The 23,891-nt window shown below is 61.9% G+C and carries 19 protein-coding genes; 6 read left to right on the top strand and 13 right to left on the bottom strand.

Annotation, left to right across the window (positions count from 1 at the left end; translation table 11 throughout):
• Positions 1-318: 318 nt before the first annotated feature.
• From QZW03_RS16595 to QZW03_RS16565, 7 genes are all read right to left on the bottom strand, one after another.
• Positions 319-900, bottom strand: a complete 582-nt coding sequence (locus QZW03_RS16595; RefSeq protein WP_296511167.1) for a cyclic nucleotide-binding domain-containing protein — start codon at positions 898-900, stop codon at positions 319-321.
• 42 nt (positions 901-942) lie between these two features.
• Positions 943-1,704: a GAF domain-containing protein gene (locus tag QZW03_RS16590; protein ID WP_296511166.1), complete on the bottom strand. Its 762-nt coding sequence runs from the start codon at positions 1,702-1,704 to the stop codon at positions 943-945.
• Between the two features lie 27 nt (positions 1,705-1,731).
• The gene (locus QZW03_RS16585; RefSeq protein WP_296511165.1) at positions 1,732-3,888 is read right to left on the bottom strand and encodes an adenylate/guanylate cyclase domain-containing protein; all 2,157 of its coding nucleotides are present in this window, start codon (positions 3,886-3,888) and stop codon (positions 1,732-1,734) included.
• Between the two features lie 4 nt (positions 3,889-3,892).
• Positions 3,893-5,230: a FecR domain-containing protein gene (locus tag QZW03_RS16580; RefSeq protein ID WP_296511164.1), complete on the bottom strand. Its 1,338-nt coding sequence runs from the start codon at positions 5,228-5,230 to the stop codon at positions 3,893-3,895.
• A 14-nt stretch (positions 5,231-5,244) separates the two neighbouring features.
• Positions 5,245-7,848 (bottom strand): filamentous hemagglutinin N-terminal domain-containing protein, encoded by a 2,604-nt coding sequence (locus QZW03_RS16575; RefSeq protein ID WP_296511163.1) that lies wholly within the window; start codon positions 7,846-7,848, stop codon positions 5,245-5,247.
• Positions 7,849-7,863: 15 nt separating this feature from the next.
• Positions 7,864-9,552 carry a ShlB/FhaC/HecB family hemolysin secretion/activation protein gene (locus tag QZW03_RS16570; RefSeq protein ID WP_296511162.1) on the bottom strand — a complete coding sequence of 563 codons (1,689 nt, stop codon included), beginning with the start codon at positions 9,550-9,552 and terminating at the stop codon, positions 7,864-7,866.
• 239 nt (positions 9,553-9,791) lie between these two features.
• Complete coding sequence (locus QZW03_RS16565) at positions 9,792-10,979, bottom strand: MFS transporter (RefSeq protein ID WP_296511161.1); 1,188 nt, start codon at positions 10,977-10,979, stop codon at positions 9,792-9,794.
• 141 nt (positions 10,980-11,120) lie between these two features.
• Between QZW03_RS16565 and QZW03_RS16560 the strand changes: the two genes are divergently transcribed.
• Complete coding sequence (locus QZW03_RS16560; RefSeq protein ID WP_296511160.1) at positions 11,121-12,491, top strand: PTS transporter subunit IIC; 1,371 nt, start codon at positions 11,121-11,123, stop codon at positions 12,489-12,491.
• A gap of 8 nt (positions 12,492-12,499) precedes the next feature.
• Here the strand turns inward: QZW03_RS16560 and QZW03_RS16555 are convergent, their stop codons facing one another.
• Both QZW03_RS16555 and QZW03_RS16550 read right to left on the bottom strand, forming a co-directional pair.
• On the bottom strand, positions 12,500-12,871 hold the full coding sequence (locus QZW03_RS16555; RefSeq protein WP_296511159.1) for a response regulator: 372 nt from the start codon (positions 12,869-12,871) through the stop codon (positions 12,500-12,502).
• Positions 12,872-12,915: 44 nt separating this feature from the next.
• On the bottom strand, positions 12,916-13,911 hold the full coding sequence (locus QZW03_RS16550) for a chemotaxis protein CheX (protein WP_296511158.1): 996 nt from the start codon (positions 13,909-13,911) through the stop codon (positions 12,916-12,918).
• A gap of 140 nt (positions 13,912-14,051) precedes the next feature.
• Here QZW03_RS16550 and QZW03_RS16545 point away from each other — a divergent pair, with 140 nt between their 5' ends.
• Positions 14,052-14,693: a hypothetical protein gene (locus tag QZW03_RS16545; RefSeq protein ID WP_296511156.1), complete on the top strand. Its 642-nt coding sequence runs from the start codon at positions 14,052-14,054 to the stop codon at positions 14,691-14,693.
• 8 nt (positions 14,694-14,701) lie between these two features.
• Here QZW03_RS16545 and QZW03_RS16540 read toward each other — a convergent pair whose 3' ends face one another.
• The 3 genes from QZW03_RS16540 to QZW03_RS16530 all read right to left on the bottom strand — a co-directional run bounded on the left by QZW03_RS16540 (position 14,702) and on the right by QZW03_RS16530 (position 20,327).
• Complete coding sequence (locus QZW03_RS16540) at positions 14,702-15,817, bottom strand: HAMP domain-containing protein (RefSeq protein WP_296511155.1); 1,116 nt, start codon at positions 15,815-15,817, stop codon at positions 14,702-14,704.
• 75 nt (positions 15,818-15,892) lie between these two features.
• Positions 15,893-16,762, bottom strand: coding sequence for an alpha/beta hydrolase (locus QZW03_RS16535; protein ID WP_296511154.1), 870 nt, complete (start codon positions 16,760-16,762; stop codon positions 15,893-15,895).
• Positions 16,763-16,805: 43 nt separating this feature from the next.
• Positions 16,806-20,327 (bottom strand): PHP domain-containing protein, encoded by a 3,522-nt coding sequence (locus QZW03_RS16530; RefSeq protein WP_296511153.1) that lies wholly within the window; start codon positions 20,325-20,327, stop codon positions 16,806-16,808.
• A gap of 102 nt (positions 20,328-20,429) precedes the next feature.
• On the opposite strand from QZW03_RS16530, the gene QZW03_RS16525 reads away from it, so the two are divergent.
• The 3 genes from QZW03_RS16525 (at position 20,430) to QZW03_RS16515 (ending at position 22,188) form a co-directional block, all read left to right on the top strand.
• Complete coding sequence (locus QZW03_RS16525) at positions 20,430-20,681, top strand: AbrB/MazE/SpoVT family DNA-binding domain-containing protein (RefSeq protein ID WP_296511152.1); 252 nt, start codon at positions 20,430-20,432, stop codon at positions 20,679-20,681.
• A 5-nt stretch (positions 20,682-20,686) separates the two neighbouring features.
• On the top strand, positions 20,687-21,085 hold the full coding sequence (locus tag QZW03_RS16520; RefSeq protein ID WP_296511168.1) for a type II toxin-antitoxin system VapC family toxin: 399 nt from the start codon (positions 20,687-20,689) through the stop codon (positions 21,083-21,085).
• 773 nt (positions 21,086-21,858) lie between these two features.
• Complete coding sequence (locus QZW03_RS16515; protein WP_296511151.1) at positions 21,859-22,188, top strand: low molecular weight protein tyrosine phosphatase family protein; 330 nt, start codon at positions 21,859-21,861, stop codon at positions 22,186-22,188.
• A gap of 8 nt (positions 22,189-22,196) precedes the next feature.
• On the opposite strand, the gene QZW03_RS16510 is transcribed toward QZW03_RS16515, so the two are convergent.
• On the bottom strand, positions 22,197-23,384 hold the full coding sequence (locus QZW03_RS16510) for an alkane 1-monooxygenase (protein WP_296511150.1): 1,188 nt from the start codon (positions 23,382-23,384) through the stop codon (positions 22,197-22,199).
• Between the two features lie 74 nt (positions 23,385-23,458).
• On the opposite strand from QZW03_RS16510, the gene QZW03_RS16505 reads away from it, so the two are divergent.
• On the top strand, positions 23,459-23,891 hold a 433-nt coding region (locus QZW03_RS16505), incomplete at its 3' end, for an AraC family transcriptional regulator ligand-binding domain-containing protein (protein WP_296511149.1).

The following is a 23,891-nucleotide window of genomic DNA, read 5'->3' as shown; positions in this document are numbered from 1 at the left end:
CCGCGCAAGACGCTGGGCTGGTTGACTCCATTGGAGGTGTATGGCCAGTGGCTGGCCAAGCTTGAGCACTCCCCTGATGTCATCCAATAAACTACCCTTGTGTTGCACTTTGATTTGAGTCCGCCCCCGCTAGAAGCTGCACCACCAGCTATCTTTTCAATAGCAAAACTAGCATGACCGCAGCCACGATGCACGTCCGCGCCCCGCGGCTGGCGGCGGTCGAAGCGCCACCGGCTACAACAGGGCCGACGACTGCGCTGCGTGAATAAGCCCTGAAGAGGCTGCGCAGGTTCCAAATTGCGCAAAAACCGCAGAGTCTCAGCGCTTCACGGCCAGTCGTAACTGGGCAATTTCCTGGCGCTGGCTTTCAGTGATCTGGTCATACATTTGCAGCTGGTCATTGAGCGAGCGCAGCCGGTCGGAAGCGCTATGGGCGATGTAGATCACCAGCTTGATCGCCACTTGGGGGAACTGCTCAATCAGGCGCTGCAAGCCACCGGCGGAGAGTCCCGCAGCGACCACAGGGGAAACCGACGTGCATGTGGCGGAGCGTGGGGCACCGTCAATCAAGGCCAACTCCCCAATCAGTGCGCCCGGTCCGATCACCGATATGTCCACTTTGGTAGCACCACCAACGTTGCCTGTGTCTACAGACACATCGCCCTCCAGCAACAACAGCATATAGCCGGTGTTGCCCGTATCGCCAGCACTGAACAAGGTTGTGCCAGCGGGGATCTGCACGACCCGCATGAGGGAGACGATGCAGTTGGCTTCCTGTGCGGTCAGCGAGAAATTGGGACTCGTCTTGCGCAGGAGCTCTGCGGCTTTGAGTGCGAATTCCGGGACTTCGGTGATAGGCCGGGTAGATGTGGTAGAGGTCGATTCAGTGTTGGAGTTCATGCCAGGCTTTCAATGAGAGAGGGGTGGAGACGCCGCTTGCCATCAACGGTTGGCCAGCTGAACCCAGACACCGACACCGGGGAACTGGAATGTCTGCGCGTCAAAAGGCAGGGTCTTCAAGCTGCGCATGCCTTCCCAGTCGCATTGCACGACCGTATCGACCGCTAGCTCACGCTGCAACAGGCTTTGCGAGAACAGCCCCGGGCTCCAGATGATGTCCAGCTTATCCATGGTTTGGTTCACGACTTTGACGTTGCCCTGCCAGTCCAGCAAAGTGGAAGGTTGGCCGGCGCTTTGGCAAATTTGCGACAGGGTTGCGAGCGATGCTTCCGCCATGAGCGCAACATCGAACAACGGGGCCAGCAACTGGGCCAACTCGGCAGCCTGTGCAAGGTGTCGCTCCCGCAAGAAACCGGGTTGTGCGTGATGGAAAGACAGCAACCCGACCACCGTGCCGCGGCTCATTAAAGGCACTACCAGAGCGGACCCGATTGAGGTGTCGCCCATGGAGGCCCAGCGGGCATCCAGGCTGGTATGCGACGCCAAGCCGCCCTGGCGGTGTTGAAGCACCCAGCCGGCAAGCCCTTCAGAGATTACGGTGCGCAGCTTGTGGTCAGAGACTTGGGTAAAGGTTTCCTTGGTGGCGAGCACTTTGTGTACCAAGCGCTCCTGTGACAGTAGCAGCAGTGAGCCGTTGTCTGCACCCAAGTAATTCACCATCAAGGGCATGGCCTTGCTCGCCATGGTGGAAACATCATGGTGCTTGGCAAGCAAGTCCAACAAATCGATTACAGCGGCATTCATGAACGTCCAATTCCCACAAAAAAGTTTCTACTTGCGGCCCATCACTATCAGGCTGCCGTTTTCACCCGCCTCCAGCCTGCGCAGATGGTAGCCGACCAGCGCATCGTCGGGGTAGCGCGCGTGCAGGTCCTGAAAGGCTGCCAAGGCGTCGGGCAACTCTGCCTCCATGAGCGCATAGGCCGCAAGATATGCCGTGACCCGTTCGCTGCGGCACTCGTCCACCGTGAGGGGTTCGAACACAGAGGTCGGGATGTGCTTGCCCTTGAGAACCCATCGCCCGGCGGGGCGGCCGACAAAGTCGGGGCACTGCTCCACGGTGGACGCACTCACGCTGATGCGTGTGCCTAGGTGGTTGTTGAGGGTTTCCAGTCTTGCCGCCGTGTTGATGGCATCGCCCAGCGCGCGGTAGTCGAGCATGACCTGCCCGCCGAAGTTGCCGACCAAGACGTCTCCCGTGTTGACCCCGATGCGGGTTTTACCGAAGGGAATGCCCTGGGCATGTTGCTGCTGGCTGAAACGGTTGGCGAACTGGTCCATCGCCAAGGCGCATGCCACCGCCCTTGTGGCATGGTCGGGCTGCGCAACCGGGGCCGAGAACATCACCGCCACGGCGTCGCCCACAATGCGGTCCAGAGTTCCTTCGTGGGCGAAGGCAATCGCAATCATCCCGTCCAGGTATTCATTGAGCAGCGCCGACAACATGGCGGGCTCGTACTTTTCCATCATCGCGGTGAATCCGGCCAGATCGGTCATGACAAAGGAACACTCGCGGTATTCGCCCCCCAAGGCCAGCGTCTCCGGGTGCTCCTGCAAGTACTTGACCCGGTTGGGGGACACATAGCGCGAGAACGCATTTTTGATCCAGCGTTGCTCGTACTCGGTGCGCAGGTAACTCGGCACCGCCAGCGACAAAAATAGGCCCAGTAGGCCCGCTGCGGGAAAAACAGGGTCGAGCAGCAATTGCTCTGATTGGAAAAGGTGGTTCGACAGCACCAGCAATCCCGCCATACCCGCGCCCACAAAGACCACGGACCATGCCGGCCGAAACTTCGCCAGTAGCCACGCTAAAACAAGCGCTGAGAAAACCCACAAAACGGCAACAAAAGTGTTCTCCCACATGGGCCTGAGCAAGTACTCGCTGGTCAGCAGCTGCTCCATGAGCTGCAAATGACCTTCCAGCCCCGGCACCGCTTCCCCCAAGGGTGTGCGGACTATGTCGCCGAGCCCTGCCGACGTGGCGCCGATGATGACGATATGGTCCTTGATGCGACTGGGCTCAACCTGCCCCGCCAACACGTCAATGGCAGATACATAGCGGTCGGTATTCTGCGGGCGGGCATGGAGCCACACCCGGCTATCGGGCCCCGTCGGCAGAAATGCCCGAGGTCCCAAGCCGATGCCGGAAATGCCCGCTTGCTGGAGGAGCCCGGCTTGCGCTTCAGGTCTGACCTGCACGGCCAGTTGCGCCTCACCCATGTAGACCCGCAGCGCGTCGAGTCCAAGGCCGGGGTACACACGCCCGCCCAAAAGGTTGACCAGCGGTATGGAGCGCAGTATCCCGTCGTGGTCAGGCACCACCGTCACCACGCCTGCGCCGGCTGCGGCGGCCGACAGCGGTGGCAGAAAACCTGTGCCACCGGCCCAATCTTTAAGCCAATCCCGGGCATCGCCACCCTGGCTGACAATTTGTGCGGGCCTGGCCGGCAGTTGACCGGGCGCGCCATGAGTTTGCGCAAGGACCCCTGTGACCACGCGGCTGCGCGCCATGCTGTCAGCCAGTATCTGGTCATGGGACGGAAACTTGGCTAACAAGGCGTCCAGCTGCGGGTTGTCGGGCCAGAACTGTTTGACGTGCTCAGGAGACGTGCGGTCCGACTCGGCCAGTATGAGGTCCATGACCACCACCCGGGCGCCCATGGCTGTTAGCTGGTCTACGATTTGCGCCATGACCGTGCGCGGCCATGGCCACTGGCCTACCGCCGCCAGGCTGGGGTCGTCAATAGCGACCACACGCACCGGAATGTCATCCACATACGGGGCCGGATGCAACTTTTGCAGCTGGTCGAACGCCAGATCGCGCACCCGCATGCGAAACAGCGGATCCTCGAACTGCACGATCAGCAAAGCACAGAGCACCCCCACAGGGAGCAGCAGTCGCAGCAGGGGTGTCAACAGCTTGCGCATGGGCTCAGTCTTTCGGACCTCCGCCTTGCAACACCAGGTGGAACGCATCGCTATAAGGCCCCACGACGCCGGCCCGGGTTACGCTGGCTACGCGCCAGAAATAGGGGCCGGGTGGGAGCGCAAGCAGCACAGCACCTGCATCGCCAGCAATGTTCGGCACCAAGGCCACGACCTGCGTGAATTTCTCATCTTCGGCAATTTGAAACCGGTAAGTGTGGGCCTCGGGAGCCGCGTCCCAGCGGAAAGAAACCTTAGGTCCAGCACTGCGCTGGTCGTCGGTCGGAACCGTCAGCTTCGGAGGCGCAGGCTTGGTGCGAAGCGAGAAGGCCCGGACCGCATTCAAACCTTCTAGCCCGGAGGCGTTCACACCCCGGATGCGCAACACGTAGTCACCATCGGGCAGGTCATCCCATTGCACACGGGTGGTTTGCAGCAGCTCATCTTCAATGATGGCCTCCGCGCCCTGCACCCGCGCCAGCAACTGAAGCCGGTATTGCTGCACGCCCGCCAACGCCTGCCAGGCGAACCGGACCGGCAGTTTGCCGATGACCTCGTCCGTAGCGTCAAGCTGTGGGGCCGGCAACAAGGCTTGGGGTTGGCCCAGCGGCTTGCCGGGTTCGGCAATCAGCCCGAAGCCTCGGCCAATCAAGGCTTGCTGCCCGTCTGCCGTGCCAGCCACCAAGCCTTCGCCAACTTCGGTGCGTGTCACGCCACTGCTGCCATCTACCTGGATGCGGAAGCCGGTTCCGCGCACCGCGAGGTTGATGGCCGGGGTGCCGATTTCATAGCGCGCAGCAGGCCCCTTCTGCGGGGATACCTGAGAGTCGGTGCCACCTTCGAGCACCTGCACCTTGGTGGCGGCCATGCCGGTTTTGCCGTAGTTAACAAGGCTAGTCAGGTCAATGGTGCTTTTTTCGGTCACCAGCATGCGAGAGTCGTCGGCAAATCGAATCGTCAGGGTGCTACGGGCGCCGGTTTGTAAGCGCTCCCCCATCTTGAGAATGTCGCCGGAAGTCAACTTGCCTGCGGGCTGCCCTGCTTTGTCCAACCGTTGCACATCACCATGCACTAACACGGCCTCCGCCACCGGATTGCCTTGCTTCAACTCGCCCACGGGAATGTTCAGTTGCTTGCCAGGAGTCAGCAGTTTCGGATCGGCAACACCATTGCGCTGTTGCAATTGCTTCCATTCATCAGGACTCTTTTGGTAGGTCTTGGCGATGTCAATCAGACGGTCTCCCGGCTTGACCTTGTAACCCCAGGCTGCGCCCGAGGGCTGAACCTGGGCAAACGCCATGCCTGCAAAAGACAAGCAAAGCATGAGCGACAACAAACGTGCCATAGGTAGACGCGCGCTCATTGGATAACAAGCTCCGCAAATTTGCCGTTCGGGCTCACCAAGCGCACCGTGAGCGGCACGCCACTGGCAGGCACCGCACTGGAGCGGAGACCGCCCGTGGTGCTATCAAAACTGAGCCAGGCAGGGAGCGGGCCACCGCCTACTTGGGCCTGCAGGGTCGTGGCGCGGCCGTTCGTCTGCAAGGCCTGCAGCAGCTTGGGCGGCAGGCCGAGCTGAAACCCCTCACCAGGTGCTACCGCTACGGTCATGCCCAAAGGCTTTCCGGGGCCATTGAGCGCGGCCAAAAGCACCGCACCACTGCTGCTGACTCCCACCTGCAGGGACTGCGCGGCACCTCTCAAAAACGCTTCCAGCGAAGCACGAGGGGCGACCGCGGGGGATGACGGTGTGACGGGTTTGGCTCCACCTGCAAAGCCGCTGCTGCGCAAACGGCTGGCAGGTGCTGCCGCAGGGTTAGCGACAGGTGCAACGGCACCACCAGCCCCAGCCACTTGCCCTGCCACCGTGTTGCTACCCGCAGTACCAGAAGCACCTGCAGGTGCAAAGCCGGTGGTGCGCGCAAGCACCGCTGCACCGCCGGTTTGCAATATCGCCAAGCCACCCTCTTCTACGTTCGCAGAGAGCCAGTCTGGCGGATCGAATGCCAACAGCCATGGCGGTGCCGCAGGTGCGCCTTGGGTAGGCGGCGTGGCGCCCAGGCTTGTTTGGATGGGCCCCAGCGCTTGTGTGACTGCGGCGGCAGGGTCAGCTGAGCTATAGATGAATCGATTTCCCGGCGCGACCGAAGGCGGCGGCAGGCTGCCGGGGTCTTGGCTATAAATTGCGGTATTGCCACTGTTGAGCCCGCCTACCGTGTCATTCAAGGGGCTGCTGCTGTAGACCAGCCACCGTCCGCCGCCCGTATTGAGGACCCCTGCGCCTGCGCTGTTAGAAAAACTGGCTCCTGCCAAAACAATCTCGCCACCGTTGCTGTTGATGCTGCTGCCGGAGCCCAGGCCGATGCCCCCGCCCGCCAGCAAATTCACGTCCAAGGTGCCGGCGTTGGAACTGATGCTGACACCGTTGGCCAGTGTGATGCCGCCTACCGCCTGGAGCGTGAGCGCCGCATTAACGCCACCGGTTTTGGACACACTTGCATTAACCGCAATATTGCCGGCACCGGTTCCGGTGGGGGCGGTTTGCAGAATCACACTCACACCAGCGTTCAACTGAGCCTCAATATCGGTATTCAGTACGTTCGGAGTCCCTGGACCCGATGTGAAGGTTGGAAATGGAAAGGGGGTGAAGCTTGCATCAGTCGCTACGGTGCCGATGACCAAGTCTTCCGGGTCCAGCAGCCAGATCCCGCCATTTCCGTGTGGTGCGGCGGCATCCAGGCGCATGCCTTGCACGTCCAGCCAGTGGCCCGACGTTTCAATGCGCCCGCCATTGCCCGACAAGGCGCCACCCCGAGCGCGCAAAGTTCCGTACACCCGGGTGCTCGCCCCTGGCTTGGACACATCCGACCACGCCACAATCGTTCCACCGTCGCCTGTGCTCGTGGCAGACGCATCGAGCGTGGCGCCCCGCGCAATGTAGACGGCGTTGGCTTGGCGAATGTTGGGGTCTTTGCCTTGCCAGCCCCCACCCACGGCAATACTCCCGCCGCCAGCATGGCCCGTGGCATCCAGTTGCGCCCCATCATGAACAGCCACCTTTTCTCCACTCACCGCAATGCTGCCACCCGTGGTGCCAGGGCCAGTTCCGGCGGCCTGCAGGGTGCCGCTCACACTGACCACGCCAGACTCCCCGTCATCGAGGTAAATGCGCCCGTTTCGGTAGCCCACCGAATTGGCCTGCACGATGCCCGTGTTGTCAACAACGGTGGACAGCAACGCATCCCGGGCGGATGCGGACATCCAGACCGCACCGCCATCGGCCTGAATGACGCCACCGTTGCGCACCAGCGCGTTCAGGGCGGACTCACTCACGGCGACCTTCAGCAAGCCGTCTCCGGCAAAGTCCAGGGTGACGGCGCTGCCCGCGGCCAAGGCCACGCTACCCATGGGCACCGTGATGTTGCCGTTGTTTTCCACGGTGTGGCCTACCAGGGCCACGTAGCCACCCTCTTGGGCCTGAATAGTGCCCAGATTGCGAATGCTGGCCGTTGAGCTGCCCCGCAAGTTGTAGCGGCCTGCCAGGAAATCGGTGTCGGTCATGTCCAGCGTCGAGGCGACCAAGCCGCCCACGTTCACCGAAGCCCCTTGCCCGAACAAGATGCCATTCGGGTTGACCAGAAAAACCTGCCCATTGGCAGACAGCTTGCCCAGGATCTGGGACGGGTCCGACCCCAGCACCCGATTCAGGGCCACCGCACTGCTGCTGGGCTGCACAAACCGCACCGACTCGCTGGCCCCAATGCTGAAACTTTGCCAATGGATGGTGGCAGCATTGCTGGTTTGGGTCACGACCAATACGCCAGTGCCACCGCTGGTGATAGCGGCAGCGCCGTTGGTGACGACACCGTCCACCGGCAAGGCCTGTGCGGTGCCTCCCAAGCTGGCCAGCACCGCCAATGCGGTCATGCGGCGTTTGAATATCGAAGTGGTTAGACGAGACATGATGCGGCGCGACGGTCAGAAAAACTTGGCGGCCTGGAACCAAAATCTCCAGGCGGCATCGGGTGCAGAAGTAGCAGTTTCATCCCCTACCTTGAACGCTCCATAAGCGGTGGCGGTCCATTTGTTGGGACTGGTGAAATTCAGGCCCACGCCCACGCCACTCAGCGTGCGGCGCTTCGCGCTGGTGCCAGCATCCCACGGCGACTTGTTCGCTATTTCTGTACCGGTGTCCAGAAAAGCGATGGCCTGGGCCGACCCCCCAAGGACTTGCGACAAGGCAGGCCAAGGAATCCGTCCTTCTAGGGTCAGAACATAGCCCTCGTCTCCGCTCGCTTCACCTGCAGGGTACGCACGAACACCCCCCGTGCCCCCCAAGCTGAATTTCTCGGAGGCGTCTAGGTTCTTAGACGCCCATTGCCCATTGAGGCTCAGATACAGGCTGCGCTTCTGGGCAAGCTCTTGTTGCAATGCCACTCCGTAGACCAGCTTTTCATAGGCCCCGTTGCTTTGCGCAGTCATGGCGTCGTTGTTGCGGGTGGTGGCGTCGTGCAGCGCCACATGGCCGAGTGCCCAAGCCGCGTTGTACTGCCATGCACGCTGGCCTTGCGCATCTTGGTAGTTGCCTTTCAAACCCAGGGTGTGGGTGTGGTTCGTCTTGTTCGCTTGGCTGGGCGAACCCGCACCGGTGCGGTCGCTGAAATCCTTGTGATCCAGCGACCATTGGGCGCTCAGGTTCTGCTGCCGTGAACGCAGCAAGGGGTAGCTCGCAAAGGCTGAGCCGGTTTGCGCCGTACCGCTGGATTCAAGGCGGGCAAACGCACCGCCCAGCTGGTAGTAAAGACTGCTGGTGGCCACGCCCATGGTGAGGGGCCCCAAGAGTGTTTGATAGGCAACCCGGCCGTACGACAGCCCCTCGCCCGAGGTCAACAGCCGGGCCGAAGCCACATCGCCCCAGCCCAAGAGTTCGTTGACAAACAGGCTTGCACCCATGCGGTAGGCACCCGTGTAATGGTTGCCTTGGTTGTCCAGCTCCAGACTGCCGCCCGTTTTGGGACCCGCCCCCAGTTGCACCACCACATCGGCAGTGCCCGGTGTCGAACCTGGGCGCAGGGTTGAGCGCGCCAGCACACCGGGAAGATCGCTGAGCAACAGAATCCGCCGCTCCAGTTCTGCCTGCGTGACCGGGCTCGCGTCCTGCAGTCCGGCCAGCAGGCCGGACGCCACGCGATCCGACAGCTCAGAAGAATTGTTTAACTCCACCTGCCCCAGACGCCCCTCCAACACCTTGAGCTGCACCGCACCGTTGGTGATTTCTTGGGCTGGCACCACGGCTTGCGCCAAGAAGTAACCCCGGTCGCGGTAGTAGCTGCTGACCTTGGCCGCGAGCTGGCGCAATTCACCCAGCGTGTAGGCACGACCGGCAACAAAGCCACTGGCCTGAACGAGCTCAGGCGTGGTGAAGGCGGCATTCCCCGTGAAGGTGAGCGTTTCGACCCGTAGCTTGGGGCCACTCGCATCGACTAACGGCGCTACTTGCTGTGGGTCTGCCCCCCATTCCGGCAGCTTGGCCGGCTGACTTGGCGACACGGGGATTTGTTGCAGCTGTGTAGCCGCATTGGGCGCCTGCTGAGCTCGTGGTGCCGTTGCCGTGGCAAGCACAAGAGAGCCCAGCAACAGAGACGGAATAAAGTGGGTAGGTGGCACAGCAGAAGCAAGATTCGGTCGTGTTCCTTGCCAGCACCGGCCGCAGCGGAGGCGCGCACAAGGGTTGTGAACGCTAGTGTAAGAGAGCCGGACCCAGACGCCTTGGCCCAATGCGTGGTGGGCCAGAACGAGGAAGTGCTTCCCGTGCCAGATCGGTGGAAGCGCATGAAGACACCTGAGCCACGCAGCAACATATGCATCAAATAGGGCTCTAGCCCTCACCAAACCTGCGCAACCAGCTATCTTTTCAATAGCAACCCCACTATCACCACACCCACTGCCGCCGCAAACCACATCAGCGCTACGCTGCTGGTCGCGGTCATGGCGCCGCCGGCAGCTACGGGGCCGACGACGGCGCTGAGCGAATAGGCCATGGAGAGGCTGCTGACGTTCCAGGCCATGTCGGGTGTGGGGGTCTTGGTGGCGGCAATGAGCGACAAGGTAAGGAAGGCGGTGATCAGTCCACCCAGCACAAACATGGTGGCAAACGCCACCGGCACACCGGGCAGACCTGGGACATGCGGTGCAAGGGCCAACAGCGCAGCGGCCAAGGCGGTGCCCAGCGCAGCCAAAGCGCCGGCGGCGCGCAGGCCCCAGTGGTCGGCCATCCAACCCACGGGGTATTGCAGCAGCAAGCCGCCCAGCCCGAAGGCGGTGAGCAAGTGGGCGATGCCTTCGGCCTCAAAGCCACGGTCGCCCGCAAACACGGCAAACAAACCGGCCAGCGCCGACTCCAGCATGCCGCCGCACAGCGCGATCAGCAGCCCCTGCCGGAAGATGCGGTGCGGCCACGCCGCGCGGGCTGACTGGGGCCAGCTGCTGGAGTGGTGCGCCTCTTCCGCATGCGGTGTGCGGGCCAATGCCAGCGGCACCAGCGCCGACACCGTAAACCCCACGCCCACCCACAAAATGGTGTGGCCCTGCACGCCCACCCAAGCGGCAATGGCGGGAGCGACCACGGGGGCGGCAGCGATCAGCGTTTCATGAAAACCCACCAGGCGCCCGCGGGCGTGGGCGGGGGCAATGTTGTAAAGCCAAGGCTCCAGCCCCACCAAGCGCAGGCCCATGCCCAAGCCGGCCAACAGGCCGCACGCCAGATAGGCGAACCAAGGCATGGGCGCCACCGGCACCCACGCAATGCCCAGCAGCGCCACCACCGAGCAGGCCAGCCCCGCCACCACCACGGTGCGCGCGCCCCAGTGGCGGCACAGCCAGGGCGCCAGGCCCAAGCCCGGCATTTGCCCCATCCACAACGACGCCGCAAAAAAACCCAGCTGCGCCGCACTCAGGCCCTGCAGCGCCAGCCACACCGGCACCATGACATACACGATGCCGAACTGCCCGATCTGGGCCAGGGTGGACACGGTGTTGAGCGCGGTGATGGTGCGCCAGTCGTAGGCGGGGGATACAGGAGAGGAACTGGACATGAAACAAAACCGGAATCGGGAGCGGGAGCGGGAGCGGGAGTCTATCGCGGCACTCGATTGAGCCACCAGAGTGATGCGCCAAGCCCAACATTTTGTTCGACTGCAGCACAAAGGCACTCCGCGGCGTTTACCCTTGGGCTCATGACTACTTTGCAAAGCTCTGTTGCAGCCTTTTTCAGTTTTAAAGCGTATGTGATGTTGCCCATCCTGATGCTGGTCATTGCACTGGCCGCGCGGGTGCCAGGCCGGCAAGCGGTACTCAGTACCGTGACACTAGCCGCCGGATTTGCGGGGGTATTCATTGCCTTTAATTTTTTTGTCGCCAACATCAGCCCGGCCGTGCAGCAACTGTCCCAAGCACGAGGGCTGAACTTCCAAGTGCTGGATGTCGGCTGGTTACCACTGGCGGCCATCACTTGGGCGTCGCCCCTTGCTGCGATATCCATTCCCCTTGTGCTCGCACTCAACATTGCCATGCTCGCGCTAGGTTGGACACGGGCGATTTACATCGATATCTGGAACTACTGGCATTTCGCCTTGATGGGGGCGCTGGCAATGACCGTCAGCAACCAATGGTGGGTGGGCCTTGCCGCTACGCTGGTGTTGGCGGTCTACTGCTTCAAAATGACGGAGTGGAATGCCCCGGAAGTGGAACGCGAAACCGGGCTCAGAGGCATTGCGGTCTCGCCCGTTTCCGTCAATGGACTGCTGCCCTATTTTGCGTGTGTCGATGCACTATTCGACAAGCTACCGGGCCTGAACCGCTGGAACTACAACCCCCAAAAAGAACACGAAGCCGCGCGCGATGGCGAGGGTAGTGTGCTTCTGGCATTTGCGGGCGAGCCCATGGTGATCGGCCTCCTCATGGGCTTAGCGTTGGCGCTGGCTGCGGGCTATGACGTTAAAAATACCCTCGAACTCGCAGTCCACATCGCGGCGGTCATGTTCATCCTGCCCAAGAGTGCAGGGCTGATCGGTGAGGCCATGATTCCCATCACCACCGCACTGCGTGAGCAAGTGGAAAAGCGATTCCCTTCACGCGGGCGATTGGTCGTTGCGATGGACACAGGCTTTTTAATGCATCACAAATCTGTGGTGATCACCGGGTTGCTTTTGATGGCTCTGGCAATCGTCTTGGCGTTGGTACTGCCGGGTAATCAGGTGTTGCCGCTGGGGGATTTGTCCAACCTGATCTCGGTCATGTCGATGTCCGTGCTGGTGTTTCGCGGCAACGTGGTGCGCGCGGTGCTGGCGGGCGTACCGGTCGTGGTGAGCTTTTTGCTGATTTCTTCCCACATGGCGCCCCTCTACACCGAGCTTGCCAAAGGCACACCTTCATTTGATTCCAGTGGCTTGGGGCTCATCACCTCCTTCACAGACGGTGGGCACCAGGTCCGCTTCTTGATGCTGGAGGCCCTGCGCGGCGCATGGTGGACACTGCCAGCCACTGCGGCACTGGCCGCTGCGGTGTGGGTTGCTCGCCGACGCTACCGTCGGCAAATGCAAGCTTAGGCTCCGCTCTACACCAGCCCGCAAAACTTCTTGAAAGGCCCGAGCACCGCGTCGCCGCGGAAGGGCTTGACGATCCAGCCGGTCACGCCGATGGCGCGACCGCGCTCGCGCATCACGGCGTTGTCTTCGGTCGTCAGCATGATGATGTGCACGGTCTTATTGCCCAGGTCAGTCCGGATTTTCTCGGCCATGGCCAGGCCATCCATATTGGGCATATTCACATCGCTCACCACCAGCTTGATGCCGGGGTCCGCTTTGAGTTGTGCCAAGCCGTCACGCCCATCGGTCGCCAAAGCAACGTCGAACCCATGTTTGTTTAAGTAGCCGGAAACGATTTCCCGCATCGTGCTGGAATCGTCCACCACCAGAACATTCGCCATCTCTACCCTCTTCCATTACGCACCGAAGTTGACGCTTGTGTTGCCTAAAACAGATCCAGTTCACCCGCCTCGCTGGAGCTGGAGGCTGCATATTCCGCAAATTGCTCGGGTGACCAATGGAGGTTGAATATAAACCGCTGCACGATCACCAGCGGCTGCCCGCCGCGCCGGCCGGCCTCCGACAAAGAATAGCGCACACACAGCTGCGGGTCCGGCGAGCCAAAAGATATGTACTTGTGCGCGTGGTTGATAACGATAGGCACCTGCGCAAGCTGGGTAGAGGTGGTTTGCGGCGCGATGTAGCGGTTTTTAAAAGCACCCCAGATCAGGTTGGTGGTTTCGCCCAACATGTTGTTGAGGTCACGGAAATTGAGCTCCCCGCCGACTCCTTCGTAGCTGAACCCCTTGAGCATGCCCTGCCGCAAGGCACTCTCTTCGGTCTGCAGCATCATGTAACCACGGCACCACGTGCTCTCCAGCGGGATGATGGTGGACACCTCTCCGTGGATGATGCGGTCGTGCACCACGTAGGGCGGCTCGGCATTGACCGCAGCATTAGGGAACATGGAGCGCATGGAGGCCACCGTCAACTCCACAATCCCTTCCACCAATGCGGTGGGGTAGCGCAAACTGAAAATAGAGCGGTCCACCCCCGCGCGCAGCTGGTCCACATCACCGGTGCTCCACGGGTAGCGGATGAATTCGCGGTACAGCGCATCCAAATCTCCACTGGTAGTGCGGCGCAAGAAAATGGGCAGCTCGGGGCGTAAGCGGTGAATAGACTCGGCCAGAAACAAGGCGTTGCGGGTGCCGCAAGGCAAGTCTTCTGCGAGCAGCACCCCGGCGAGGTCTTTATTGCTCTCTAAGCAGCTCAGCGCATCGTGTGACGTGCGCAGCAATGGCAGCAAGCCCACCGAATCGCAAAAATCGGTCAACACCTTGCACTGCTGAGCATCGTGCTCCAGCAATAAGACTTTGGCTTCCAAGTGGGTGGTTTCAGTCATGGACAGGCTCTCCAGTTCGGCAACGCAGCGTTTCATCCTACACCGCCACTCCTGCCATTGCAGCGCCGGTGCAGAGAATTTGACTCTCCGCCACAGCTCGCCACTGGGCTTAGCAGTCCCGGGGGCTTTGGGGCACCGCATTCGCATGGTTGGGGGCCATCGCTACCATTCACGGCATGACGACCTTTATGCCAACTCCCGGCCGATCATTCCCGCTGTTGCGCGCCCCAGCGATTGCAAAACTCTGCCTCGCCCTCGGGCTCGCTTGGAGCTTGGGCGCCGGCTCCACCGCCCTGGCCGACGAGTTTGACTGGAGCCTGGGCACCTATGTGGGCAAGTACCACGATGCCGAGCCTGCGGGCGCCCTGGCAGGGCGGGCCAACTATGCGGAGCACTACATGCTGGCCGTGACAGGGAGCAAAACCATCTGGAAGCACGCCGAGTGGCCGATTGCCATTGAGCTGGACGGCATGATCGGCCAACAAAGCGGCCTGGCCAATCTCACTGAAATTGCCGTCGCGCCAACCTTGCGCTGGAGCGGCATGCCTTGGCGGGACACCTTGCGCACCGACATCCGGCTGGCACCTTTGGGCGTGTCTTACACCAGCCAGGTGGGCCCGATGGAAGCCGGACCCGACGGGCGCGGTAGCCGGACTTTGAATTACCTGTTCGTTGAAGCCGCGTTTTCCCGGCCGCAATCGAAAGAGCACGAAGTATTTGTGCGCCTGCATCACCGCTGCGCCATCTATGACCTGCTCAACAATTACGGTGCCAATGGAGAAGACTTTTTGACCATCGGCTACCGGCGCAAGTTCTAAGGCCTGCTCTACATGAGCGTGTGGCTGGAGCGTTCTCTTTCCGTGACATCGACCAAGGTGGCGATGGTGCCCAGGTTAACGCCATGACGGTTAGTGAAAGGGGCCTTGAAATACAGCACATAGCGCACGCCTGAAGGCGTCTGGATGCTGTACACCTCTTGCGAGGTGGTGCTCAAGTGGCCGTTGTCGTCGGGGTCTGTGATGTCGATGATGTCTTCTTCCAGCGCATCGAAAAAACTAGGCATCAGAGTACCCACCGCTAGCGAGGCCCTGATACCGAACATCTGCTCCCACGCCGGATTCACAACCAGACAAATATCGCGCGCACTGCGCACAAAAACCGGCAGCGGCAAGGAGTCGATCAACTGCCGGGTGAAGTGCAATTGATCTGCCTGCTCGGCCTCAGACTGTTGCAGCGAGGTCACCAGCTGCTCGATCTGCGCCGCCATGGCGTTGAACGTCGTGGCCACCGCTTGGGTCTCCAGGGTGCCGGACACCGTCATACGGGTCGCTAACTGGCCACTCTGAAAACTACGGGTCGCACTGGACAAGCGGCCTAAGAGGCGCGCATTCGCTCGCAGCAACAAAGTCAAGGCCACAAAAATGATCAGTACATTGATGCCGGTCAGCACCAGCTGGGCGCGCACGATATTCCAAACCTCGTCCACGGTACTTCCGGAATCCACCACCGCCCGGAACACTGCCTGCTGCCCTTGAGGCAATGTCACCTCCAGACGCTGGTCGACGGGTTCCAACGCAAGCCACTGGACAAACCACTGCGGCGCTGCCGGCATGCGAGCAACCCTGTGTGCCGAAGCGAGCGTACGCTGGCCCTCCAGCCATTCCAGGCGCTCAAAGGTCGGTGCATAGCGAAGTTCGTTTTCCAGAAGCTGCTGAATAGGTAAAGGCTCTGCGCCCATAGTGCGGAGTGCCGGCACCAGAAAATGCCCCATGCGTTGCACCTCGGTCGTGGCGCGCTGGCGCGCCTCGCCCACCTCCACACTGACCAGAAAGTAGTAGCGCACAGCCACCACCAACACAATCAGCAGTGCGAGCGGCAGGTACAAGCGCGGGTAGGTGCCCCGGGTGAACCAAGTAACGAGGCTTTTTTTGTCCAGAGGCATGGGGCTGCAGATTTGTAAAGTGCGGCCGCAGAGTCTAGCCCCTGTTACAACACCCCCCCCTGACGGCTGCGCCGCTCAGAGCGTAATGAACTTGACCACGTCGCTCAACACCGGCGCCATCCAGCGCAGCGGCCGTGACATGGCGGCAATCAGCGTGGTGTGGCTCACGCGCTCGTGCATTTTGAGGGTCACGGGAATGCGGGCCTCTTCCAAGCGGCGGGCCATGCCAAGCGTGTTTTGCCGGGGGTTGACCAGGTCGTCCGTGGTCGCCGCCATGAGCAAGGCCCGTGGGGCTGTGGGACTGATGTGGTCGATCGGCAAAGAGTCCTGCGGGTACTCGGGGTGATAGAACACGGGCTTGGCATCCGCGTGGGTGATGGGGAAAAAATCGTAGGGCCCGGCCAACCCTATCCAGCCCGCCAGCTGCGAGGGGCTTTGGCTGTGCTTGGCCAACCAACGGGCATCCAGCGCCAGCATGGCCGCGTTGTAGGCGCCTGCGCTGTGGCCCATGACGAACACCTTGGCCGGATTGCCGCCCCAGTCCGCTGCATGCTGCATGGAAAAGGCCAGCGCAGCAGCGCTGTCATCTAAAAAGTCGGGGTACCGGACCTCCGGGTACAGCCGGTAGTCCGCCACGACCGTGAGCACCCCCTGCGAGGCCAAGGCCTCGCCCAAAAAACGGTACTGCGCCCGCTCCCCCCGATTCCACGAGCCTCCGTAAAAAAACACCACCACCGGCCACCCTTGCGCTGGCGGCTCGCTCGTGGGCGTGTAGGTGTCCAGTTGCTGCCGCGGTCGGGGCCCGTAGGCCACATCTTTCTGCAGGGTGTAGGTGTCCGATGGCGTCAAGAAATTCAGGACGTCTACCGGCGAAAACGCCAGGCTCGGCAAGGTCGTGGTGGCCAGCAAAGCGGCCACGGTGAAGAATGTGAATCGAATACGCATACGCTCAATACGCTCCCATTGAAGGTTTGGATGCAAACGCAGATTAATGGAAATCCCGGCTGGTCGTGGCCAGCTCGCCCAGCAGGTGCGTCATGTCCACCACCCGCTTGGCAATCACATGGCGGACTTGGCCGCCGGTGGCCTCGTCGCGCTGCCACACGCCGTAGACGGCCATTAAGCGCGCGCGGTAGACCACGTCGCGGAACTGCTCCTTCACGGCCTTCCAAACGATGACGTTCACACTGCCGGTTTCGTCCTCCAGCGTCACAAACACCACGCCTTTGGCGGTGCCCGGTTGCTGGCGCGCGGTGACGATGCCGCAGGCGCGCACCAAGCGGCCGCTGGGGTAATCGCGCATCTGGGCTGCAGTGAGCAGCTTCTGTTTTGATAGCTGCTCGCGCAATAACTGCAAGGGGTGGGAGCGCAAAGTGAGGCCAGTGGCGGCGTAGTCGAAGGTAACTTCCTCACCCTCGTCGGCCGGGGGCAGCTCCAGCACATCTTCTTCAATCGGCACGCCTTGCAGCAGCGCGGGCGCGGGGCGCAGGGCCGAGGCGTCCCACACCTGCTGGCGGCGGTGACCGCTGAGACTGATGAGGGCATCGGCACTGGCCAGCGCCTTGAGGTCGCCCGCATCCAGCCCACAGCGCAGGGCCAAGTCCTGGGTGCTTGTGAACGGGCCTTTTTCACGCACGGCGCCAATGCGCTCTGCCACCACCTGCTGCAAGCCGCTCACCATGCGCAGCCCCAAGCGGATGGCGGGTTGGGGCTGCAGCATCCATCCGTTCGGGTCGGGGTTGGGGAGGCGGGCTGCGGGGTGCTGCGCTTGCGGCTGCTCCAGGGTGCAGTCCCACGCGCTGTGCTGCACATCCACCGCGCGCACCTCGATGCCATGGCGCTGCGCGTCTTGCACCAGTTGCGCCGGACCGTAAAAACCCAGCGGCTGGCTGTTAAGCATGGCCGCCAGAAAACAAGCCGGCTCATGCCGCTTGAGCCAGCAGCTCACGTACACCAGCAGCGCAAAACTGGCCGCATGGCTCTCGGGAAAGCCGTACTCGCCAAAGCCCTCAATCTGCTTGAACAGCGTGTCGGCAAACTCCTGCGTGTAGCCGTTTTGGAGCATGCCGCCCACCAGGCGGTCATAAAACTTGCCCACACCGCCCTTGCGCTTCCAGGCTGCCATGGCGCGGCGCAGTTGGTCGGCCTCGCCAGCGGTGAAGTTGGCAGCGGCCATGGCGATCTGCATGACCTGCTCCTGAAAAATCGGCACACCCAGGGTGCGCTTCAAGGCCTCTTTCAATCCAGGGGACGCGTAAACAACCGCCTGCGGGTTGGCCCGCGCCTTGAGGTAGGGGTGGACCATGCCCCCCTGAATCGGCCCCGGCCGCACGATGGCCACCTCCACCACGAGGTCATAAAAACACTGCGGCTTCAAGCGCGGCAACATGCTCATTTGCGCCCGGCTCTCGATCTGGAACACACCCACCGTGTCGGCCTGGCAGATCATGGCGTAGGTGGCAGGGTCTTCAGCAGGCACGTCTTGCAGCCGCATGGGCGCGCCGCGCCACTGGCCGATGAGGTGCAGGCAGCGGCGTATGGCGCTGAGCATGCCTAGGGCCAGCACATCCACCTTCAAGAGGCCCACTGCGTCCAGGTCGTCTTTGTCCCACTGGATGACCGAGCGGTCCGACATGGACGCGTTTTCCACCGGCACCAGCCGGGTCAGAGGGCCTTGCGTGAGCACAAAGCCGCCCACGTGTTGGCTCAGGTGGCGGGGAAAGCCTTGCAACTGCGTGGCGAGGTCCAGCCAGAGTTGCAGGATGCGCAAGGGCGGCAGAGGTGAACCGTCCACCAACAGGCCGCGAGCAGCCGATGCTGGTGAGCCTGCCCCCGAAGAGCCACCGTAAGCAGCAACGCCACCCGAGGGAGCCAGAGTGGCAGGGCGTTCAGCGTAGGTCAAGGAGGAGACCGCAACGCGGGCGGGGGACACGGAGCTGGGCGCCCTGCCGCTCTGGCTCCCGCCCCCCACATCGCCTGCCGGAGGTTGCGCATCAAAATTCCCCCTAGCGCCCGCAGAATATGCGCTGGCAGCTACTTTTTCAATAGCATTTTGCAGCCGCTCCACGAGCACTGCACGGCTGTACATGCCCGGGTGTTCCTTGGCCATGGCGGTGATCAGCACCTCAGGGATCTCCAGCGCCCGGCCCACATCGCGCAGGGCGCTGCGCGGGCGGTAGCTGGCCACCACGCCGGTAATGGCGGCGCGCTCGCGGCCGTATTTGGCGTAGATGTACTGGATAACCTCTTCGCGCCGCTGGTGCTCAAAGTCCACATCAATATCGGGCGGCTCATCCCGCTCGCGGCTGATGAAACGCTCAAACAGCACATTCATGCGGGCCGGGTCGACCTCGGTCACGCCCAGGCAGTAGCAGACCGCAGAGTTGGCCGCCGAGCCCCGCCCCTGGCACAAAATGCCGCGCCCCCGCGCAAAGCGCACCAGGTCGTGCACGGTCAAAAAATACATCTCGTAGTGCAGCTCGGTGATGAGCGCCAGCTCATGCTCCACCTGCGCACGCACGTTCGCGGGCATGCCCTGCGGATGGGTGGCAGGCGGGTAGCGCACCAGCGCGCCCTCCTCGGTGTACTGGCGCAGGGTCTGCGCCGGGGTGTGGCCGGGCAGCACGGCCTCCATGGGGTACTGGTAGCGCAGCGCATCCAGCGTGAAGCTGCAACGCCCCGCCACCACCAGCGTGTGGGCCAGCTCGTCGGGGGTGAACAGCGCGGCCAGCCGGGCGCGGCTGCGCAGGTGGTGCTCGGCATTGGCCTGCAGCGCAAAGCCGCACTGCGCCACCGGCTGGCCGCAGCGCACGGCGGTCAGCACATCGTGCAGCGGCTTGCGCGAGCGGGTGTGCATGCGCACCTGGCCGGTGGCGATAGAGGCCAGCCCGCTCACCGCCGCAATTTGTTGCCAGTGCGCCCGCTCCAGCGCCTGCATGCCGCCCAGCCCCGCCGTGACCGCCAGCCAGGAATTGATGCCAAATAGGCCTCTAGCCCTCGTAGCTATTGCGCAAGCAGCTTCTGTTTTGATAGCAATCGGCAGGTGCAGGAGCACCTCGCAGTGCCGCAGCGTGTGCCAGGGCGAGGCATCCGGCTGCCCCAACCAGGCGACCCGGTAGTCGCCCTTGGGCGCCGCCATGCGTGCGCGGGTGATGAACTCACACAGGTTGCCCCAGCCCTGCAGGTTGTGCGGCAACACCACCACCGTAAAGCTGCCCTGCGCCGCCACACCACCTGGCGCAGCCGGGTAGGGCACCGCAAACTCCGCCCCCGGCAGCAGTTGCAGCCCCACGCGCTGCGCCTCGCCATGCGCCCGCACCACCCCGGCCACCGAACACTCGTCGGTAATGGCCAGCGCCGCATACCCGAGCCGGTGCGCCCGCTCCACCAGCTCCTCCGGCTGCGAGGCGCCGCGCTGGAAGCTGAAATTGGAGAGGCAATGAAGCTCGGCATAGGCCGGTGGCGTGGTGGCTACCGGCGGCTGGGGCTTGATGGGCTTAGTGCTTTGCATTTAAACTGTATAAAAATACAGTTTACTAGCGAGATAGCGACTATGCAAAACACACTTGAAAATCTAGAATACACACAACACCGTGTGTACAAGGAGACTTCCATGACTTCCATCAGCCGCGTCTTCATGAACGGCAACAGCCAAGCCGTGCGTATTCCGCAGGAGTTCCGGCTGGACACCAGCCGCGTCGAGATTTACCGCAACACCGATGGTGACCTGGTGCTGCACCCGATTGCGGCTGACCGGGGTGCGGCACTCCTGCAAGCGCTGGAGGCGTTTGACGACGACTTTGCCGACCTGCTGCTAGCCGACCAAGAAGCCCCGCTGCCGCTGCAAGACCGGGAGCCGCTGTGAGGTACATGCTGGACACCAACATCCTGATCTACCTGATCAAGAACAAGCCCCCCGCGATTGCACAGCGCATCAACGCACTCGACCCCCTTGATGCGCTGTGCATGTCCTTTGTGACCTATGCAGAACTGCTCAAGGGCGCGGAGCGCAGCACCCGCAAAACCGAAGTGCTCAAACGACTGACAGACCTCACCCGCTCCATCCCCGTGCGCTATGGCACCAGCGCCAGCTTGTGCGAACACTACGCCACGCAGTTCACCCGACTGCGCGCCGCAGGCACTCCCATAGGCGCCAACGACCTGTGGATTGCCTGCCATGCACTCGCGGACGATTGCACGCTGGTGACCAACAACGTCAGGGAATTTGAGCGGGTGCAGGGGCTGAGGTTGGAGAACTGGGTGGTGTGAACCTGGAAAAGACATCTCAAACAAGAGCCTTCAACTAAACCTTTGATATGTTCAACTCCACCCATCGGACCCGAGACACTTGACACGTTTGCTCAATATTCAACTTGTGAGGTATTGCATTGAACAAAGGTCTGATTTTTTTCGCACTCGCACTCGCGCTCGCCCTAGCCGTTATTTGGGGCTTCTATCGCTACAAGTGGGGCAACGCTTCGCCCCGTTTCCTTAACCCTTGGGAAGAGGGCGAAAAAAACCGATGGCGTCTAGTGCGCGGAAGCGCCTCTCTTTCTATTGGTGTGCTACTGACTACCAATATCTCTGCTATCCACGCCCACCCGTCACAACTTGTTGTCGGAGTGGGATCAATTGCTGCTCTTGTAACGTGGTTCTACGGTCTCTGGGCCCTACTCAGAGGGGCAACTTCAGTCGTCCAGTTTTTGCTCAAACTTAATCGTGCACCAAGCTGCGCTTCTGAGTGGTATGGAATCACCATTTCACTAGTCTTTAGCGGCCTCTTGGCACTGGCTTGTACCACTGCCGTGTGTGTGGGACTTTGGACAGAGTACGTTCCCGCACTATCAAAGTCCAACAGATTCATTTCCCGTACCGAGTCACCGGCTTACTACTGGATCGCTGTCATCGTCTGGTGCGGGTTTGCCTTCTATGCCTTCAAGATGACACGGGCAGTTCTTCGCCTAATGTGGCCGAAATCTGCTGGACGCGCAAAGCTTCGCGATGAGATCACACATAGCCCCTGAACTTGATTTAGCACTCCTTTGCAAAAAGTCCTCTTCATCTGCAGCATGAACCGCTGGCGCAGCCCTACGGCGGAGCAGATTTTTTCCGAGCTTCCGGGCATCGAATGCACATCAGCAGGCTTGAATCGCGGGGCTGAGAACCCGCTCACCGCTGAACTGGTCGATTGGGCTGAACTCATTTTTGTCATGGAGCGCAGCCACAAAGCCAAGCTCTCGGCAGAGTTCAAACCCCACCTAAAGGGCAAGCGAGTGATCTGCCTCGACATTCCCGACAACTACAAGTTCATGGACCCGGCATTGATGCAGTTGCTTGAACGCAAGGTCTTGCCATTCCTGCCCCGTGGCTAGGGCACCGCTTACCGTTCCACCAAACCGTATTTCGCCATCAACCGTTCCCGCTGCCCCGGTGCAAAGTTAATGCGCGCTGGGTCACGCCCCACCGCCGCAAGCAAACGCTTGTCCATCACCGCAAACCACAAGGGCGGCACATAGGCGATGGGGAACATGCCGAAGTAGCCACTGGGTAGCTGCGGTGCTTCGTCAAAGTGCCGCAGCGACTGGTAGCGCCGCAGGGGATGGGCGTGGTGGTCCGAGTGGCGCTGCAGGTGGAAGGTCGCCCAGTTGGAGAACACGTGGTTGCTGTTCCAGGAATGTTGCGGCTTGCAGGTCTCGAACCTGCCATTGGCATCCTGCTGGCGGAGCAGTCCGTAGTGCTCGATGTAGTTGGCCGATGTGAGCTGAAAGTTCGACCACAGCGAAGCCGCCACCAAAAAGCCCAGCACCTGCGGCCCCAGCCACACGCAGAGTGCAGCCCACAGCGCAACGGTAATAGCGGCGGGTTGCAATATCTCGTTGTGCCATGACCAGAAGGCTTGGCCGTCCACACGGCAGCGCTCGCGCTCCAGTGCCCATGCGCGGCGCCAGGCACCGGGCATTTCGCGCCACACAAAACGCCAGATCGATTCGCCCATGCGCGAAGAGGCCGGGTCTTGCGGGGTGGCCACATCGCGGTGGTGGCCGCGGTTGTGCTCGATGGTGAAGTGGCCGTACAACGTAGGCGCCAAAATCAGTTTGGCCAGCCAGCGCTCCAGCGGCGCGCGCTTGTGGCCGATCTCATGGCCCAGATTGATACAAAAGCCGCCCACACCGCCGGTGGAAATCACCAGCCCCAACAGCCCCACCCAGGTAATGCCGGCCACCTGACTGAACCAAGCCGCACCAATAAAGGCCGCCCACAGCAAAGGCACCAGCGCAAAGGTCACGCGGCGGTAGTAAGGGTCAGCCTCCAGCCCGGGAACGGCCGATTCGGGCGGGTTGCTGGTGTCGGTGCCCAGCATCCAATCAAGTGCGGGTGCCACGCCATACACAAAGAACACTGGCAGCCACAGCATCAGCGTGTGCGGGTACCAGAACCACAGCAAAGGGCCGGTCGCGATCGACAGGGGCACCAGCAACGACAACACCCAGGCAAAGCGCTTGCGGTCCACATAAGGCTGCACGGGTGCGGGGGATGACGGGGGGATAGGGAGGTTGGCAGTAGTCATGGCTGCAGTGTCAAAGCGCCACGCATGGGTTACCACCGATAGCGCTGCCAAAGGGTCGTCTTAAACTGCCAAACATGCCGCTTCTGCCCGCCACCAAGGGAAAACACTCAGCCCCGCAGGCCCGCCCCGCGGCCGGTGCCGAAGCATTGGTGCACCCGATTTACGCGCGCCTGCTGCGCATGCTGCTGCAGCAATCCGCCATTGACAGCGACCGTGTGCTGGCCGCCGCTGCACTCGACTGGAACCAGTTGCTCACCACCGAACAGCGCTTGCCGCGCGACACGGTGATCCGGCTGGTGCAAGCCGCCATGCAGGCCACCGGCAAACCCTGGCTGGGCCTGGAGCTGGGCGATCAAGCGCCGGTGTCAGCCCACGGCCCGCTGGGCTATGCCGCCGTCACGGCGCCGGACCTTCAACATTGCCTGATGGTGCTGGGGCGCTACGGCCCGGTGCGGGAAGACAGTTTCAGCTGGTCCTTCCAGATGCGCCCCGAAGGCGGCACCCTGC

It is taken from the genome of Rhodoferax sp. (assembly GCF_013297935.1).
Classification (GTDB): Bacteria; Pseudomonadota; Gammaproteobacteria; order Burkholderiales; family Burkholderiaceae_C; genus Allorhodoferax.
Note: the sequence above shows the minus strand (reverse complement) of the source record. Positions and strands in the feature narration are given on the sequence as shown.